11 protein-coding genes are annotated in these 17079 nt (G+C 73.8%); 7 read left to right on the top strand and 4 right to left on the bottom strand.

Annotated features, from left to right (window positions below; all coding sequences use genetic code 11):
• Window positions 1–119: 119 nt before the first annotated feature.
• From IF09_RS0104215 to IF09_RS0104205, 3 genes are all read right to left on the bottom strand, one after another.
• Window positions 120–1580 carry a glutamate synthase subunit beta gene (locus IF09_RS0104215; protein WP_030292023.1) on the bottom strand — a complete coding sequence of 487 codons (1461 nt, stop codon included), beginning with the start codon at window positions 1578–1580 and terminating at the stop codon, window positions 120–122.
• The gene (gltB, locus tag IF09_RS0104210; protein WP_030292021.1) at window positions 1573–6141 is read right to left on the bottom strand and encodes a glutamate synthase large subunit; all 4569 of its coding nucleotides are present in this window, start codon (window positions 6139–6141) and stop codon (window positions 1573–1575) included. The genes IF09_RS0104215 and gltB overlap by 8 nt, the downstream gene beginning before the upstream one ends.
• 342 nt (window positions 6142–6483) lie before the next feature.
• The gene (locus tag IF09_RS0104205) at window positions 6484–7215 is read right to left on the bottom strand and encodes a VIT1/CCC1 transporter family protein (protein ID WP_030292019.1); all 732 of its coding nucleotides are present in this window, start codon (window positions 7213–7215) and stop codon (window positions 6484–6486) included.
• Window positions 7216–7494: 279 nt separating this feature from the next.
• On the opposite strand from IF09_RS0104205, the gene IF09_RS0104200 reads away from it, so the two are divergent.
• The 7 genes from IF09_RS0104200 to IF09_RS0104170 all read left to right on the top strand — a co-directional run bounded on the left by IF09_RS0104200 (window position 7495) and on the right by IF09_RS0104170 (window position 15953).
• Window positions 7495–8481, top strand: a complete 987-nt coding sequence (locus IF09_RS0104200; protein WP_030292017.1) for an ADP-ribosylglycohydrolase family protein — start codon at window positions 7495–7497, stop codon at window positions 8479–8481.
• Window positions 8478–9749, top strand: coding sequence for an ADP-ribosylglycohydrolase family protein (locus IF09_RS0104195; protein ID WP_078613041.1), 1272 nt, complete (start codon window positions 8478–8480; stop codon window positions 9747–9749). The genes IF09_RS0104200 and IF09_RS0104195 overlap by 4 nt, the downstream gene beginning before the upstream one ends.
• Before the next feature lie 7 nt (window positions 9750–9756).
• On the top strand, window positions 9757–10902 hold the full coding sequence (locus IF09_RS0104190; protein ID WP_030292008.1) for an ADP-ribosylglycohydrolase family protein: 1146 nt from the start codon (window positions 9757–9759) through the stop codon (window positions 10900–10902).
• A gap of 419 nt (window positions 10903–11321) precedes the next feature.
• Window positions 11322–12860 (top strand): ADP-ribosylglycohydrolase family protein, encoded by a 1539-nt coding sequence (locus IF09_RS0104185; protein ID WP_030292006.1) that lies wholly within the window; start codon window positions 11322–11324, stop codon window positions 12858–12860.
• On the top strand, window positions 12857–13852 hold the full coding sequence (gene rbsK, locus IF09_RS0104180; RefSeq protein ID WP_078613040.1) for a ribokinase: 996 nt from the start codon (window positions 12857–12859) through the stop codon (window positions 13850–13852). Before IF09_RS0104185 ends, rbsK begins: the two co-directional genes overlap by 4 nt.
• A 107-nt stretch (window positions 13853–13959) precedes the next feature.
• Window positions 13960–15135: a CaiB/BaiF CoA transferase family protein gene (locus IF09_RS0104175; protein ID WP_030292002.1), complete on the top strand. Its 1176-nt coding sequence runs from the start codon at window positions 13960–13962 to the stop codon at window positions 15133–15135.
• Window positions 15132–15953 carry an HpcH/HpaI aldolase/citrate lyase family protein gene (locus tag IF09_RS0104170; protein WP_030292000.1) on the top strand — a complete coding sequence of 274 codons (822 nt, stop codon included), beginning with the start codon at window positions 15132–15134 and terminating at the stop codon, window positions 15951–15953. Before IF09_RS0104175 ends, IF09_RS0104170 begins: the two co-directional genes overlap by 4 nt.
• 72 nt (window positions 15954–16025) lie before the next feature.
• Here IF09_RS0104170 and lgt read toward each other — a convergent pair whose 3' ends face one another.
• Window positions 16026–17015: a prolipoprotein diacylglyceryl transferase gene (gene lgt / locus IF09_RS0104165; protein WP_051832070.1), complete on the bottom strand. Its 990-nt coding sequence runs from the start codon at window positions 17013–17015 to the stop codon at window positions 16026–16028.
• Window positions 17016–17079: the final 64 nt, after the last annotated feature.

The following is a 17079-nucleotide window of genomic DNA, read 5'->3' as shown; positions in this document are numbered from 1 at the left end:
GACATGACGGGCGCTGTGTCGGAGTTCCGCACGTCATTGTGCGGACCGTATGAGGGGTCCTCCCCGAAAAGGGGAGGGGTACTGCAGGTCGCCCGAGCGGCGCGAGCTCGGCGAGGGGATCAGACCATCAGGGAGCGGTCCGTCGGCTTGACGGGGTACGGGAGGGCGCTGCTGCCGGTCAGGTAGCGGTCCACGCCTCGGGCCGCCGAGCGGCCCTCCGCGATCGCCCAGACGATCAGGGACTGGCCGCGGCCGGCGTCGCCGGCCACGAAGACGCCGTCGACGTTGGTCGCGTACGAGGCGTCGCGGGCGACGTTGCCGCGCTCGTCCAGCTCCAGGCCGAACTGGGACACCAGGCCGTTGGCCTGGTCCGTGCCGGTGAAGCCCATCGCCAGGGTGACCAGTTGGGCCGGGAGGACCCGCTCGGTGCCGGGCTTCTGGACCAGCTTGCCGTCTTCGAAGGCGACCTCGACCAGGTGCAGGGCCTGGACGTTGCCGTCCTCGTCGCCCTCGAAGTGGGTCGTGGAGACGGAGTAGATCCGCTCGCCGCCCTCCTCGTGCGCCGAGGTGACCTTGTAGAGCATCGGGAACGTCGGCCAGGGCTGCCCCGTGGGGCGGTCCTCGGACGGCCTGGGCATGATCTCCAGCTGCGTGACCGAGGCCGCGCCCTGGCGGTGGGCGGTGCCCACGCAGTCCGCGCCCGTGTCGCCGCCGCCGATGACGACCACGTGCTTGCCCTCGGCCGTGATGGGGGGCGCCATGAAGTCGCCCTCCTGGACCTTGTTCGCGAGGGGGAGGTATTCCATCGCGAAGTGGATGCCCTTGAGGTCACGGCCCGGGACCGGCAGGTCGCGGGAGACCGTGGCACCGGCCGCGACGACGACCGCGTCGAACCGCTTGCGCAGGTCGGTCGCGGACAGGTCGCGGCCGATCTCGATGCCGGTACGGAACTTGGTGCCCTCCGCGCGCATCTGCTCGATGCGGCGGTTGATGTGCACCTTCTCCATCTTGAACTCGGGGATGCCGTACCGCAGCAGGCCGCCGATGCGGTCCGCGCGCTCGTACACCACCACGGTGTGGCCGGCCCGGGTCAGCTGCTGGGCCGCGGCGAGACCGGCCGGGCCCGAGCCGATGACGGCCGCCGTCTTGCCGGACAGCCGCTCCGGCGGCTGCGGGGTCACGTTGCCGTTGTCCCACGCCTTGTCGATGATCGAGACTTCGACGTTCTTGATCGTGACGGCCGGCTGGTTGATGCCGAGCACGCACGCCGACTCGCACGGAGCGGGGCACAGGCGGCCCGTGAACTCCGGGAAGTTGTTGGTGGCGTGCAGGCGCTCGGAGGCCGCCGACCAGTCCTCGCGGTACGCGAAGTCGTTCCACTCCGGGATCAGGTTCCCGAGCGGGCACCCGTTGTGGCAGAACGGGATGCCGCAGTCCATGCAGCGGCCGGCCTGCTTGCTGATGATCGGGAGCAGCGAGCCCGGGACGTAGACCTCGTTCCAGTCCTTCAGCCGCTCGGCGACCGGACGGGAACAGGCGGTCTCGCGCCCGGTGGTGAGGAAGCCCTTCGGGTCAGCCATGGGTCGCCGCCTCCATCATCTTCTCCGTGGTCTCGGACTCCGAGAGTCCGGCCAGCTCAGCGGCGTCCTTGGCGGCGAGCACTGCCTTGTACGTGGTCGGGATGATCTTGCTGAAGCGGTCCGCGGAGACGGACCAGTCAGCCAGGAGCTTCGCGGCCACGGTCGAGCCGGTCTCCTCCTCGTGGCGGCGCACCACATCGTGCAGCCACTGCTTGTCGGTGTCGGAGAGGGCTTCCACCGCGCCCGTGTTGCCGACGTTGACGTTGTTGATGTCGAGGTCGATGACGTACGCGACGCCGCCCGACATGCCGGCCGCGAAGTTGCGGCCCGTCTCGCCGAGGACGACCGCGCTGCCGCCGGTCATGTACTCGCAGCCGTGGTCGCCCACGCCCTCCGAGACGACCAGGGCACCGGAGTTGCGGACGCAGAAGCGCTCGCCGGTGCGGCCGCGCAGGAACATCTCGCCGCCGGTGGCGCCGTAGCCGATGGTGTTGCCGGCGATGGTCGAGTACTCGGCGAGGTGGTCGGCGCCGCGGTCCGGGCGGACCACGACCCGGCCGCCCGACAGGCCCTTGCCGACGTAGTCGTTGGCATCGCCCTCCAGGCGCAGCGTCACACCGCGCGGCAGGAAGGCGCCGAACGACTGGCCGGCCGAGCCCGTGAAGGTCAGGTCGATGGTGTTGTCGGGCAGGCCCGCACCGCCGAACTTCTTGGTGACCTTGTGTCCGAGCATGGTGCCGACGGTCCGGTTGATGTTCCGGATGGCGATCTGGGCGCGGACCGGCTGGGCCGCCTCGGCGGAGTCGGCGTTCAGCGCATCGGCCGCGAGCTCGATCAGCTCGTTGTCGAGGGCCTTCTCCAGGCCGTGGTCCTGCTCGATCAGGGCGTGGCGGACCGCGCCCTCGGGCAGCGCCGGCACGTGGAAGAGGGGCTCGAGGTCGAGGCCCTGCGCCTTCCAGTGCGTGACGGCCTTGCTGGTGTCGAGGAGCTCGGCGTGGCCGACGGCCTCCTCGATCGTACGGAAGCCCAGCTCGGCGAGGATCTCGCGGACCTCCTCCGCGATGAACTCGAAGAAGTTGACGACGAACTCGGGCTTGCCGGAGAACCGGTCGCGCAGGACCGGGTTCTGCGTGGCGATGCCGACCGGGCAGGTGTCCAGGTGGCAGACGCGCATCATGACGCAGCCGGAGACGACGAGCGGCGCGGTCGCGAAACCGAACTCCTCGGCGCCGAGCAGCGCGGCGATGACGACGTCGCGGCCGGTCTTGAGCTGGCCGTCCGTCTGGACGACGATGCGGTCGCGCAGCCCGTTGAGCAGCAGGGTCTGCTGGGTCTCGGCGAGGCCGAGCTCCCAGGGACCGCCCGCGTGCTTGAGCGAGGTCAGCGGGGAGGCGCCCGTACCGCCGTCGTGGCCGGAGATGAGGACGACGTCCGCGTGGGCCTTGGAGACACCGGCGGCGACGGTGCCGACACCGACCTCCGACACCAGCTTCACGTGGATGCGTGCAGCCGGGTTGGCGTTCTTGAGGTCGTGGATCAGCTGAGCCAGGTCCTCGATGGAGTAGATGTCGTGGTGCGGCGGCGGGGAGATCAGGCCGACACCCGGGGTGGAGTGCCGGGTCTTGGCGACCCACGGGTAGACCTTGTGGCCGGGCAGCTGGCCGCCCTCGCCGGGCTTGGCGCCCTGCGCCATCTTGATCTGGATGTCGTCCGCGTTGACCAGGTACTCGCTCGTCACGCCGAAGCGGCCGGAGGCGACCTGCTTGATCGACGAACGCCGCGCCGGGTCGTACAGGCGGTCCGGGTCCTCGCCGCCCTCACCGGTGTTGGACTTGCCGCCCAGCTGGTTCATGGCGATGGCGAGGGTCTCGTGTGCCTCGCTCGAGATGGAGCCGTACGACATGGCGCCGGTGGAGAAGCGCTTGACGATGTCGGCGACCGACTCGACCTCGTCGATCGAGATCGCGGGCCGGTCCTCCGTCTTGAAGCCGAAGAGCCCGCGGAGCGTCATCAGCCGCTCGGACTGCTCGTTCACCCGGTCCGTGTACTTCTTGAAGATGTCGTACCGGCGGTTGCGGGTGGCGTGCTGGAGGCGGAAGACCGTCTCCGGGTCGAACAGGTGCGGCTCGCCCTCGCGGCGCCACTGGTACTCGCCGCCGATCTCCAGCGCGCGGTGCGTGGCCGCGATGCCGGAGGCCGGGTACGCCTTGGCGTGGCGCGCGGCCACCTCCTTGGCGATGACGTCCAGGCCGGCGCCGCCGATCTTGGTGGCGGTGCCCTGGAAGTACGCGGCGACGAACTCCTCGTTCAGGCCGACGGCCTCGAAGACCTGGGCGCCGCGGTAGGAGGCGACGGTGGAGATGCCCATCTTGGACATGACCTTCAGGACGCCCTTGCCGAGCGCGTAGATCAGGTTCTTGATGGCCTGCTCCGGCTCCAGGCCGGACAGGAACGTACCGGCGCGCAGCAGGTCCTCGACGGACTCCATGGCGAGGTACGGGTTCACGGCCGCGGCGCCGTAGCCGATGAGCAGCGCGACGTGGTGGACCTCGCGGACGTCGCCGGCCTCGACCAGCAGGCCCACCTGGGTGCGCTGCTTGGTGGCGATGAGGTGGTGGTGCACGGCGGAGGTGAGCAGCAGCGACGGGATCGGTGCGTGCTCGGCGTCCGAGTGGCGGTCCGAGAGGACGATCAGGTGGGCGCCGCTCGCGATGGCCGCGTCGACCTCGCCGCGGATCTCCTCGAGGCGGGCGGCCAGTGCCTCGCCGCCGCCGGAGACCCGGTAGAGGCCGGAGAGGGTGGCGGCCTTCATGCCCGGCATGTCGCCGTCGGCGTTGACGTGGATGAGCTTGGCCAGCTCGTCGTTGTCGATCACCGGGAAGGGCAGGGTGACGCTGCGGCAGGACGCGGCGGTCGGCTCCAGCAGGTTGCCCTGCGGGCCCAGCGAGGACAGCAGCGAGGTGACGAGCTCCTCGCGGATGGCGTCCAGCGGCGGGTTGGTGACCTGCGCGAAGAGCTGCGTGAAGTAGTCGAAGAGCAGCCGGGGGCGCTCGGACAGGGCCGCGATCGGGGAGTCCGTGCCCATGGAGCCGAGCGGCTCGCCGCCGGTACGGGCCATCGGCGCGAGGATGACGCGCAGCTCTTCCTCGGTGTATCCGAAGGTCTGCTGGCGGCGGGTGACCGAGGCGTGGGTGTGCACGATGTGCTCGCGCTCGGGCAGGTCCGTCAGCTCGATCTCGCCGGTCTCGAGCCATTCGGCGTACGGGGCGGCGCCGGCCAGCTCGGCCTTGATCTCGTCGTCCTCGATGATCCGCTTCTGGGCGGTGTCGACGAGGAACATCTTGCCGGGCTGCAGGCGGCCCTTGCGGACGACCTTGGCCGGGTCGATGTCGAGCACGCCGACCTCGGAGCCGAGGACGACGAGGCCGTCGTCGGTGACCCAGTAGCGGCCGGGACGCAGACCGTTGCGGTCGAGGACCGCGCCGACCTGGGTGCCGTCGGTGAAGGTGACGCAGGCCGGGCCGTCCCAGGGCTCCATCAGCGTGGAGTGGTACTGGTAGAACGCGCGGCGGGCCGGGTCCATGGAGGTGTGGTTCTCCCACGCCTCCGGGATCATCATCAGCACGCTGTGCGGCAGCGAGCGGCCGCCGAGGTGCAGGAGCTCCAGGACCTCGTCGAAGGAGGCCGAGTCGGAGGCGTCCGGGGTGCAGATCGGGAAGATCCGCTCCAGCGCGCCGTCACCGAAGACGTCGGAGGCGAGCTGGGACTCGCGGGCCTTCATCCAGTTCCGGTTGCCCTTGACCGTGTTGATCTCGCCGTTGTGCGCGACGAAGCGGTACGGGTGGGCCAGCGGCCAGGACGGGAAGGTGTTGGTCGAGAACCGCGAGTGGACCAGGGCCAGCGTCGAGGCGAAGCGGCGGTCGGAGAGGTCCGGGAAGAAGGGCTCGAGCTGGCCGGTGGTCAGCATGCCCTTGTAGACGATGGTGCGGGCGGAGAGCGACGGGAAGTAGACCCCGGCCTCGCGCTCGGCGCGCTTGCGCAGCACGAAGGCCTTGCGGTCCAGCTCGATGCCGGTGGCTCCTCCCCCAGACTCCGTCTGGGAGGTGCCCCCACTCACGAAGAGCTGGGAGAAGGCCGGCATGGTGGCGCGGGCGCCGTTGCCGAGCAGGTCCGGGGTGACCGGGACCTCGCGCCAGCCGAGGACCGTGAGGTTCTCCTCGGCGGCGATGGCCTCGATCTGGTCCACGGCGACGGCCTGTGCGGTGCCGTCGGCGGGGAGGAAGGCGATGCCGACGGCGTACGCGCCGGCCTCGGGGAGCTCGAATCCGGCCACCTCGCGCAGGAACGCGTCCGGGACCTGGGACAGGATTCCGGCGCCGTCGCCCGAGTCCGGCTCGGATCCGGTGGCACCGCGGTGCTCGAGGTTCCGCAATACGGTCAGCGCCTGCTCGACCAGCGTGTGGCTGGCCTCGCCGCTGAGGTTGGCCACAAAGCCGACGCCACAGGCGTCGTGCTCGTTGCGCGGGTCGTACATGCCCTGCTGGGCGGGGCGACCGTCCATGGGCGACCAGGCGGTGGTGCTGAGGCCGGTCGCGGAGTGCGTGGATGCGGAACGCATCGGCTCTCCCGTCGTCGTCGTGGCATAGGTGCGTGCCGAGGGACGACGTTGGCCCTCTGCGAAATTTCGTGCAGGTTACATGATGACCCCAATCCCGAGAAGCGGATATGGCGTTTCACCATGCGGACACTGCACGCAGCAGAAATGGAGATCGTTCGCAGCGGGGCGGGCATCATTGCCCTGCGCGCGGCGCCCTGGTCTGATGCCCGGCGGACACGGAATCGAAACCGCCGAGTAACGGACTACTTATGTCATGGGCTGCATAGTGTCTCACTACTTGCGCGGTCAGCCTACGGCTCCGCCGATCCAGGTTCCCAGGACGTACGTCACACCCGCGGCCGCGCCGCCCAGCAGCAGCTGCCGCAGACCGCTGTACCACCAGGTCCGCGCGGTGACCCGGGAGACGATCGCACCGCAGGCGAAGAGCCCGGCCAGCGCGAGCAGCACCGCGGGCCACAGGGAGGTGGCACCGAGCAGGTACGGCAGGACGGGCAGCAGCGCGCCCAGCGCGAAGGAGCCGAAGGACGAGACCGCGGCGACCATCGGCGAGGGGAGGTCCTCGGGGTCGATCCCGAGCTCCTCGCGGGCATGGATCTCCAGCGCCTGCTCCGGGTCCCGGGACAGCTGCATGGCGACCTCGCGGGCGAGCGCCGGTTCGACCCCGCGCGAGACGTACAGCTCGGCCAGCTCCTCCATCTCGTCGATGGGGTGCTTGCGCAACTGCTGGCGCTCTATGTCGAGTTCGGCGAGGACCAGCTCGCGCTGCGAGGCGACGGAGGTGTACTCGCCGGCCGCCATGGAGAAGGCTCCGGCCGCGAGGCCCGCCAGCCCTGTGATCACGATGGTCTGCGGGGCGACGGCGCCGCCGGCCACACCGGTCATCAGCGCGAGGTTGGAGACGAGCCCGTCCATGGCTCCGAACACGGCCGGCCTCAGCCATCCCCCGTTGACGTCACGGTGGGTGTGGTTGTCGCGGTGCGCGGTGTGCAGCGGTGCTTCGACGTCGATGATGGACATGACGGATTCCTCCCCTTCAGTACGAGAGGGCACGCGGAACCACGCCATGCGCGACACGCAGGCACCCACTCCCCCGGAACACCTCGAAACTACGCACGATTTCTGCCGCCCGCCAGCAAGGAAGGCCGTACTTACCTGGGGTTTCGCGGGTCGGCGACCGGGTGACGGGGGCCGGGGCGGGGTGTTTCGCGGCGAGTGACAAACCATATGTCATGGCACAAATCCCCCAAGGGCTCATGATGAGCCCCACCAAGTGGGAGAGGCGCCGCCATGGAGCTGATGAAGCAGATTGCATGCAATCCGCAGGTCCTCCTCGAACGGGCCAGGGGCGCTCTTCTGGGCCTCGCGGCGGGTGACGCGCTCGGAGCCCCCGCCGAGAACATGAAGCCCTCGGAGATCCGGGCGAAATGGGGCCGCATCGAGGGCTTCGTGTCGGAGGACCCGGCGGGCACCGACGACACCGAGTACGCGATCTTCTCGGGGCTGCTGCTGGCCCGCCACGGGTCGGCGCTGACCGTCTCCCACGTCGAGCGGGCCTGGCACCACTGGATCGCCGACCTCGACGAGGGGCCGTTCCGCGGGGCCGGCTTCAGCGAGCGCGGCACCCTGGAGAACCTCCGCCGGGGGCTCGCGGCCCCCATCTCCGCTCAGCACCGCCACGCCTGGTCGGACGGCCTGGCGATGCGGGCGGCGCCCTTCGGGGTGTTCGCGGCGGGCCGCCCGGCGGAAGCGGCGCGGCTCGTCGCGATCGACGGCTCGGTCAGCCACGACGGCGAGGGCATCTACGGCGGTCAGGCGGTGGCGGCGGGCGTCGCCGCGGCGATGGCGGGCGGCTCGCCCGCCTCCGTCGTCTCGGCGGCCCTTTCGGTCATCCCCTCCGACTCCTGGACGGCCCGCTCGCTGCGCCGGGCCGTGACGGCCGCCCCGCGCGGGGAACGGGCGGTGCGCTCCGCGGTGGTGATCGGCGGCTACCCGTGGACGGACCTGGCCCCGGAGGCGGTGGGCCTGGCGTTCGGTGCCTTCGCGGCGTGCGGCGGCGACTTCCCTTCCTCGGTCCTGACGGCGGTGAACATGGGCCGCGACGCCGACACGACGGCGGCGGTGGCGGGCGCCCTCGCCGGCGCCATGTCGGGCGTCGCCGCGATCCCGGCCGCCTGGGCGGCGGCGATCGGCCCGGTCCGGGGCAGTTGCCTCCCGTCGATGCGGGGCTACCACGTCCTGGACATCGCGGACCTCCTCACCCCGGAATCCGAGACCTCCCGATGAGGCCGGAGTCCGCCCCGGCCGTGGTGGCGGGGACCGGAGCCGCCCGGGCGGCGGTATCGGCCGGGGGGCCCGGCGCCGGGCCGGCCGCCGGGGTGCGCACCGATCCCGCAGGGGCCGCGCAGGTCCGCACCCACCGGCCCCCCGCAGCGGCCCGGCGGATCGAGGGGTTGCTGCTCGGCCTGGCCGCGGGCGATGCCGCCGGGTGGCCGGCCGCCCGGCACCGGGCCAGCCGCATGCCCGAGTGGACCCGCCGCCTCACCCGCGAGCTCGACACCTTCGCCGAGCAGAACCAGACCACCACCCTCCCCGTGCCCATCGCCCTGAACCAGCCCCCGGAACCCCTGCGCCTGGGCCCCTCCGACGACGCCGAATGGGCCGCCTTCGCCGCCGAGTCCGTGCTCACCGCGGCCGGCGTGCTGCTCAGCGACCTCAGCCGGTCCCGCCGGATGCGGGCCGCCATCGACCTCGCCTGGAACGCCCTGGCCAGTGAGATCGCCGCGGCTGCCGAGCGCGCCCCGGAGGTGGAGTCGGCCGTGCTGCCGCTGCGCGCCCGCATCTCCGTGCGCGCGGGCCTCGGCAACCTCGCCGCCGGCCTGCGCCCGCCCGCCACCGGCCACGACAACCCGCACTACTTCGACGACGCCGCCTGCATCCGCGCCTGCGTCCTCGCCGTCGTCCACCCCGGGGACCCGGCCGCCGCCGCGGACCTCGCCGAGTTCGACGCCCGCTACACCCAGGACGGCGACGGGGTCCACGGCGCCCGCGCCATGGCCGCCGCCCTGGCGGCCGCCCTCGCCGGCGCGGACACCGACACCGCCGTCGACGCCGCCCTCGGCCAGCTCCCCGAGGCCACCGAGATCGGCCGCAACGCCCGTCACGCCGTCAAGCTCGCCCGTACCCACAGTGACGGGGGTGGCGCCTTCGCCATCGTCCCCACCCTCGAGCACGAGATCGTGGACCACGTCTACAGCTACGGCATCGCCGCCGCCGAGACCGTCCCCGTGGCCCTCGCCCTCGCCACCGCCGCCCGTGGCCGGGCCGCCGAGGCCGTCCCGGCCGCCGCCTGCCTGTCCCGCGTCGCGGACTCCGCCCCCGCCCTCGCCGGCGCGCTCACCGGCGCCCTCGGAGGCGGCGACTCGATCCCCGCCGCCTGGCGCGAGGCCTGCCGCACCCTGTCGGGATGCGCCCTCCCGCGCCTCGCCGGCACCGATCTGGTCGAACTCGCCGCGCTGCTCGATCGTACGGAACTCACCTCACCCAGGGGATGATTCGGACATGACGCTCACTCTCGAAGACCGGGCGGCCGGCTGCCTCGTAGGAGCCGCCGTCGGCGACGCGCTCGGCGGTCCGGTGGAGGGCTGGCCCCCGGAGCAGATCGTGGAACGGCACGGCGGCCGCGTGCACGGCATCGTCGGACCGTGGCACGAGGACTGGCGCACGGCCCGCCCCCTCGCGCCGTACCACAAGGGCGACGGCCACGTCACCGACGACACCCTCATGACGCATGCGCTGGTACGGGTCTACGAGGCCGTCCGGGACCACCTCGACGCGTACGCGATCGCCGATCACCTGGTCCCGGACCTGATGACCAACCCGCGCTGGATCCCCGAACTCGAAGCCGAGGCCCTGCCGCTCCAGCGGATCTTCCTGGCCGAGAAGTGGATCGTGACCCGGCTGCACTACGCCCACGCGGACCCGCGCGAGGCGGGCAACGGGAACGTCGTCAACTGCGGTGCGGCGATGTACATGGCGCCGGTCGGCATCGTCAACGCCGGCCATCCGGCGGGCGCGTACGCGGAGGCGCTGGACATCGCCGGGGCGCACCAGTCCTCGTACGGGCGGGAGGCCGCGGGGGTCTTCGCGGCGGCGGTCGCGGCGGCGTGCGTGCCCGGGGCGACGGCCTCCTCGGTGGTGGACACGGCTCTGGCGCTGGCCAAGGACGGCACGCGGACCGCCATCGCGGCGGTGTGCGAAGCCGCTGCGCACCACCGGGACTTCGAGTCGGCCCTGGCCCCCCTCCGGGCGGCGGTGGCCCCGTACGACTCGGTGGGCCCGGACTACCGCTCCCCCTCGCTCGGCGCCCGCCGCCCGTCCCGCCTCCACTCGATCGAGGAGCTCCCGATCGCGCTCGGCATGCTGGTCGTCGCCGACGGTGCGTACGAGGGCTCGGTGCTCGGAGCCGTCAACTACGGCCGGGACTGCGACTCCATCGCCACGATGGCGGGGGCGATCGCCGGAGCCCTGTCCGGCGCCTCGGCGGTCCCGCCGGCCTGGGCCAAACAGGTCGCCGAGGCCAGCCGCCTCGACCTGCACGCCCCGGCGTCGGCCCTGGCCGCGGTGGCCCGCGAGGTCTTCGCCCTGGACCACGCCCGCCGCCGGGCCCACGAGTCGGCCTTCACCTCGATCGCCGCCCCGCAATGACCCGCACCCCACCGTGCGGTCCCCCTGCCGCCGGCCCCGCGGCGCTCCCGGCCGCCGACCCGCCGCGGCACCCGGCACCGGCCGCCGCAGAAGGGGCGGGGCGTGCAACACCGGCCACCGCAGAAGGGGCAGGGCGAGCAACACCGGCCACCGCAGAAGGGGCGGGGCGTGCAGCACCAGCCGCCGACCCGGCGGGGCGTGCAACACCGGCCACCGCCGGCCCAGCGGGAAGTGCAGCACCGGCCACCGCCGGCCCGGAACGGTACGCAGCACCAGCCGCCGCCGGCCCGGCGGGGTACGCAGTGCCGGCCGACGCCGGCCCCGCGGGGCGGAACCCGCCGCCGGGCGGTGGCGCGCAGGCGGCTGCCGGCGGCATGCCGGTGCGTCCGGCGGCCGGCGGGGCGCTGCCCGCTCCCGGGATGACCCCGGGCGGCGGTTCGGCCGGGGCCGTACGGCTGACGTGGGTGCAGCCGGAGGACCTGGTCGGGCACGAGCTGCGGCAGGCCGCCGAGGACGGACGGGACGCCGAGCCCCTGCTCCGCGCCTGGCTGGCGGCCGGCGGCCACCCGGCGCCCGGCCGGGCCGGCGCCTCCCCCACTCCCGCCCCGCCGGAGCTCCGCGCCCTCGCTTCCCGGCTCCTGACCGAACTCGCCGCCCTCCCCTCCCCGTCGGCCCGCGACGAACCGACCCCGTGGCCCGCCATCACGGCCACCTGGGCCGGGGCACCGGCGGGCCGGGCGCCCGGGAACCCTTCCCCCACCGCGCCCCTTCCCGGGACCGGGGGCACGCCCCTGGACCCCCGGCCCGCCGGCCCGGCCCTCGCTGCGCGGCGCGCCGAGGGCTCGCCCCCGGCTTCGGGTACGGACGGGCCGGCTCGGAAGCCGGGCCACCGGGTCGACCCCCGGCTGCGGGAGCGGCTCGAGCGGGCCTGGACGGGCCGGGCCGTGGGGTGCGTGCTCGGCAAGCCCGTGGAGAAGCTCCCGCTGGAGGGGATCCGGGCGCTGGCCCGGGCCGCCGGGAACTGGCCGCTGGACGACTGGTTCACCGAACGCGGCGTTCCCGCGCAGCTGCTGGCCGCCCACCCCTGGAACCGGCGCTCCGCCGCCACCTCCCTCGCCGAGAACATCGACGGCGCCCCCGAGGACGACGACCTGAACTACCCGCTCCTGAACCTGATCCTGCTGCGCCGGTACGGCAGGGGCTTCACCACCGCCGACGTCGCCCGCCTCTGGCTCGACGAACTCCCCGCCGGCCGGACCTTCACCGCCGAGCGCCTCGCGTACCGGAACCTGCTGCTCGGGCTCGAGCCCCCGGCCACCGCCACCCACCACAACCCCTTCCGCGAGTGGATCGGCGCCCTCATCCGGGCCGACGTGCACGGCTGGACCAACCCCGGCGACCCGGCCGCCGCCGCGGCCCAGGCGTACCGGGACGCCGTCCTCACCCACACCGGCAACGGCGTCTACGCCGCCCTCTTCACCGCCGCCGCCATCGCCGAGGCCGCCGGCGGCCGGGCCGACATCCACACCGCGCTCCGGGCCGGACTGGCCGTCGTACCGCCCCGCTCACGGCTCGCCGAGGCCGTCCGCCACGCCGTCGACACGGCCACCCGGCACGCCGACGCCGACTTCGACCGCGTCGTGGACCGGCTGCACTCCCGGTACGGGCACTACCACTGGGTCCACGCCGTCCCCAACACCGCCCTGATCGCCGCCGCCCTCACCCACGCGGACGGGGACTTCACCCGTTCCGTCTGCCGCGCCGTGTCCGGCGGCTGGGACACCGACTCCAACGGCGCGACCGCCGGCTCCCTCGCCGCACTCGTCGATCCGGACGGCGTCCCGCACCGCTGGTCCGCCCCCCTCAAGAACCGCCTCGCCACCACCGTCCCCGGCTTCGACGGCATCGGCTTCGACACCCTCGCCCAGCTCACCGCACAGGAGGCAGCCCGCCCATGACGGCCATCGCCGTGCTCGGCAGCACCAACATGGACCTCGTCGCCTACGTCCCCAAGGCCCCCCGCCTCGGGGAGACCGTCACCGGCCGCGAGTTCCGCACCGTCCCCGGTGGCAAGGGCGCCAACCAGGCCGTCGCCGCCGCCCGCTGCGGCGGGGAGGTGGTGATGATCGGCGCGGTCGGCGCCGACGGGTTCGGCGTACGGCTGCGCTCCGCGCTCGCCGCGGCCGGGGTCGAGACGGCGGCCCTGCGCACCGTCGAGGGCGCCAGCGGCACCGCCCACATCACCGTCGACGACGAGGGCGGCAACAGCATCATCGTCATCCCCGGCGCCAACGCCCGCGTCACCGGCCTCGAGGCGGGCGACGACTCCCGTATCGGCGCCGCCGACTCGCTCCTCCTCCAGCTCGAACTCCCGCTGTCCGCCGTGCTCGCCGGCGCGCTCGCAGCCCGCGCCCACGGCGTCCGTACGGTCCTCACCCCGGCCCCCGCCCAGCCGCTGCCCGCGGAACTCCTCGCCGCGACCGACCTGCTGGTCCCCAACGAGCACGAGGCCGCTACCCTGACCGGCCTCACCGACCCGTACCAGGCCGCCGAGGCCCTGCTCCACGAGGTCCCGGAGGTCGTCATCACCCTCGGCGCGGCCGGGTCCCTCTACGCCGCCCGCGGCCGCGAGCCGCTGACCGTGCCCGCGCCCCGGGTCCGGGCGGTGGACACCACCGCCGCCGGGGACACCTTCGTCGGCGCGCTCGCCGTGGCCCTCGGGGAGCGCCGGCCCGTGCCGGAGGCGCTGCGCTGGGCGTCGGCGGCGGCCGCGCTCTCGGTCCAGCGCCCGGGAGCCCAGGACTCGATGCCGACCCGCGCCGAGACGGACGCCGCAGCCCTGGCCGGTCCTTCCACCGGTCCCGGACCGGCACCCGGGACCGCTGCCCCGCCACGGCCCGGGGGCGGCTCCGGTCCGCGGGACGGCAGCGGCGCCGGAGCCGCCTCGTGACCTCCGGGACCGGAGCGGGCCGAGGGGCCCGGCCCCGGGACGGGTCCGTCGCGGGGGCGCCGCCCGAGCCGTCCGCGGCCGCGCACTCGGGCGGCCCTCCGGGGCCCCTGCAAGGGCTGCGCGTCCTCGACCTCGCCACGCTCTTCGCGGGGCCGCTCGCCGCCACCCTGCTCGGGGACTTCGGCGCCGACGTCGTCAAGGTCGAGCACCCGCAGCGCCCCGACCCCTCGCGCGGCCACGGCCCCGCCAAGGACGGCGTCGGCCTGTGGTGGAAGCTGCTCGGCCGGAACAAGCGGACGATGACCCTCGACCTGTCCACGCCCGGCGGGCGCGACACCCTGCTGCGGCTGGCCGCCTGCGCCGACGTGGTCATCGAGAACTTCCGTCCCGGAACCCTCGAGAAGTGGGGCCTGGGCTGGCCCGAGCTGTCCGCCGCCAACCCGCGGCTGGTCCTGACCCGCGTCACGGCCTTCGGCCAGCAGGGCCCGTACGCCCACCGCCCCGGCTTCGGCACCCTCGCCGAGGCGATGAGCGGCTTCGCCGCGATCACCGGGGAGCCGGACGGCCCGCCGACCCTGCCGCCCTTCGGCCTCGCGGATTCGATCGCCGCGCTGACGACGGCGTACGCGGTGATGACCGCGCTCGCCGGCCGCGACCGCACCGGTCAGGGGCAGGTGGTGGACCTGGCCATCATCGAGCCGATCCTCACCGTGCTGGGCCCGCACCCGCTCTGGTACGACCAGCTCGGCTACGTCCAGCCGCGCACCGGCAACCGTTCCACCAACAACGCCCCCCGGAACACCTACCGCAGTGCGGACGGGCGCTGGCTGGCCGTCTCGACCTCGGCGCAGTCGATCGCGGAGCGCGTCATGCGGCTCGTCGGCCGGCCCGAGCTGATCGCCGAGCCCTGGTTCGCGACCGGCTCCGGCCGGGCCGCCCACGCACCCGTCCTCGACGAAGCCGTCGGCGGCTGGATCGGGCGCCACAAAGCCGACGACGTGGTCGCCGCCTTCGAGGAGGCCGAGGCCGCCGTGGCCCGGGTCTACGACGTACGGGACGTCATGGCCGATCCGCAGTTCGCGGCGCTGGACACCGTCACCGAGGTCGAGGACCCCGAACTCGGCCCGCTCCGGATGCAGAACGTCCTGTTCCGGCTGTCCGGGACCCCCGGCGGGATCCGCTGGGCGGGCCGCCCGCACGGCGCGGACACCGAAGCCGTACTCACCGAACTCGGCCTGTCCGAGGCCGAGATCAGCGCACTCCGGATGGAGGGGGCCCTGTGATCCTGACCTGGCTCTACGTACCCGGCGACCGCCCGGAGGTGGTCGCCAAGGCCCTGCGCTCCGGGGCCGACGCCGTCATCGTCGACCTCGAGGACGCGGTGTCGGCCTCCCGCAAGGAGTACGCCCGCGCCGCCACCGCGGAACGGCTGGCCGAGCGCCCTGCGGTCCCGGTCCTCGTCCGCGTCAACGCCCTGGACTCCCCCTGGGCCGGCGCCGACCTCACCGCCCTGACCGGGCTGCACGGCCTCGCGGGGCTGCGGCTGCCGAAGATCTCGGCCCCGGAGCAGATCGCCGCGGTCGCCGGCCGCACCGGCGGGGTGGCCCTGCACGCCATGCTGGAGTCGGCGCTGGGCGTGGAGCGCGCGTACGAGATCGCCCGCGCGCACCCCGCCCTGCGCGGGCTCTCCCTCGGCGAGGCGGACCTGCGCGCCGATCTGGGCATCAGCGCGGAGGCGGGGCTGGACTGGCCGCGCTCCCGGGTGGTGGTCGCGGCGCGGGCGGCGGGGCTGGCCCCGCCCGCGCAGTCGGTGTTCCCCGACATCCGGGACCTGGAGGCGCTGGCCGTCTCCTGCGCGCGCGGCCGGGCACTGGGCTTCCTGGGCCGGGCGGCGATCCACCCGCGCCAGCTGCCGGTGATCGAGCGGGCGTACCTGCCCGCCCCGGAGGAGGTCACCGCCGCCGAGGAGATCGTCGCGGCCGCCCGCCGCACCCCGGGCGCGGTGGCCCTGCCGGACGGCCGCTTCGTCGACCCGGCGGTCCTGGCGGGCGCGGAACGGGTCGTCGCGCTGGCCCGCCGGGAATCGCCCGTCCTGTCCTGACCTGCCGAGCGCAGCGGGAGGAGCGCCGCGCGGTGTGCGCGGCGCCCCTCCCGTGTGACCCGGTCGAGCGGGTCAGAGCTTCTTGGCGGCCTTCGGAGCCTCGGCGTCGGGCTTCGGCCCGGAGTCCTCGGCCTCGGCAGTGGCCGGGGCGTCCGCTCCGGCGTCCACCGCCTCGCCCTCGGCTTCGTCGGCCTCGCCCTCGCCGGCCTTGGTCTCGGCCTTGGTCTCCGGGTCGGATGCGGCGGGTCCGCGGTCCGGCTCCACGACCTCCTCGCGGCCCGGCCGCAGCTTCGCCGACAGGACGAGGTAGACCACGGCCAGGACGAAGACCACGATCGAGGTCCACACGTTCAGCCGGAGGCCCAGGATGTGGTGCGCCTCGTCGACCCGCATGTACTCGATCCAGCCGCGGCCCACGCAGTACGCGGCGACGTACAGGGCGAACGCCCGGCCGTGGCCCAGCTTGAAGCGGCGGTCGGCCCAGATCACGAGCGCGGCGACGCCCAGGCACCACAGCGACTCGTACAGGAAGGTCGGGTGGTAGGTACCCGCGACCCGGTTGGGGCCCTCGCTGATCTTGACGGCCCACGGCAGGTCGGTGGCCCGCCCGTACAGCTCCTGGTTGAACCAGTTCCCCCAGCGGCCGCAGGCCTGGGCCAGCGCGATACCGGGGGCCAGGGCGTCGGCCCAGGCCGGCAGCGGGATGCCGCGCAGGCGGCAGCCGATCCAGGCGCCCACCGCTCCCAGCGCGATGGCCCCCCAGATGCCGAGGCCGCCCTCCCAGATCTTGAAGGCGTCGACCCAGTTGCGGCCCTCGCCGAAGTACAGCTGGTAGTCGGTGATCACGTGGTACAGGCGACCGCCGATCAGGCCGAACGGCACAGCCCACACCGCGATGTCCGCGACCGTGCCCGGCTTTCCGCCGCGCGCGATCCACCGCTTGTTGCCGAGCCAGACGGCGACGAAGACGCCGATGATGATGCAGAACGCGTAGCCGCGCAGCGGGATCGGTCCGAGATGGATCACGCCGGTCGACGGGCTGGGGATATAGGCAAGGTTCATGGCAGTGCCGACGCTACCCTGCCGGGCGGTGCGGACCGCAACCCGCCCGGCAACCTGGCGCCAA

It is taken from the genome of Streptomyces katrae (assembly GCF_000717655.1).
In the GTDB taxonomy this organism is placed as follows: domain Bacteria; phylum Actinomycetota; class Actinomycetes; order Streptomycetales; family Streptomycetaceae; genus Streptomyces; species Streptomyces katrae_B.
Note: the sequence above shows the minus strand (reverse complement) of the source record. Positions and strands in the feature narration are given on the sequence as shown.

What these genes read in the sequence shown, in the direction of transcription:
- IF09_RS0104195 (WP_078613041.1), top strand. Translation starts at nt 8,478, where the DNA reads ATGAGGCCGGAGTCCGCCCCGGCCGTGGTGGCGGGGACCGGAGCCGCC.
- gltB (WP_030292021.1), bottom strand. Translation starts at nt 6,141, where the DNA reads ATGGACGGTCGCCCCGCCCAGCAGGGCATGTACGACCCGCGCAACGAG.
- IF09_RS0104215 (WP_030292023.1), bottom strand. Translation starts at nt 1,580, where the DNA reads ATGGCTGACCCGAAGGGCTTCCTCACCACCGGGCGCGAGACCGCCTGT.
- IF09_RS0104185 (WP_030292006.1), top strand. Translation starts at nt 11,322, where the DNA reads ATGACCCCGGGCGGCGGTTCGGCCGGGGCCGTACGGCTGACGTGGGTG.
- IF09_RS0104200 (WP_030292017.1), top strand. Translation starts at nt 7,495, where the DNA reads ATGAAGCAGATTGCATGCAATCCGCAGGTCCTCCTCGAACGGGCCAGG.
- IF09_RS0104190 (WP_030292008.1), top strand. Translation starts at nt 9,757, where the DNA reads ATGACGCTCACTCTCGAAGACCGGGCGGCCGGCTGCCTCGTAGGAGCC.
- IF09_RS0104205 (WP_030292019.1), bottom strand. Translation starts at nt 7,215, where the DNA reads ATGTCCATCATCGACGTCGAAGCACCGCTGCACACCGCGCACCGCGAC.
- lgt (WP_051832070.1), bottom strand. Translation starts at nt 17,015, where the DNA reads ATGAACCTTGCCTATATCCCCAGCCCGTCGACCGGCGTGATCCATCTC.
- rbsK (WP_078613040.1), top strand. Translation starts at nt 12,857, where the DNA reads ATGACGGCCATCGCCGTGCTCGGCAGCACCAACATGGACCTCGTCGCC.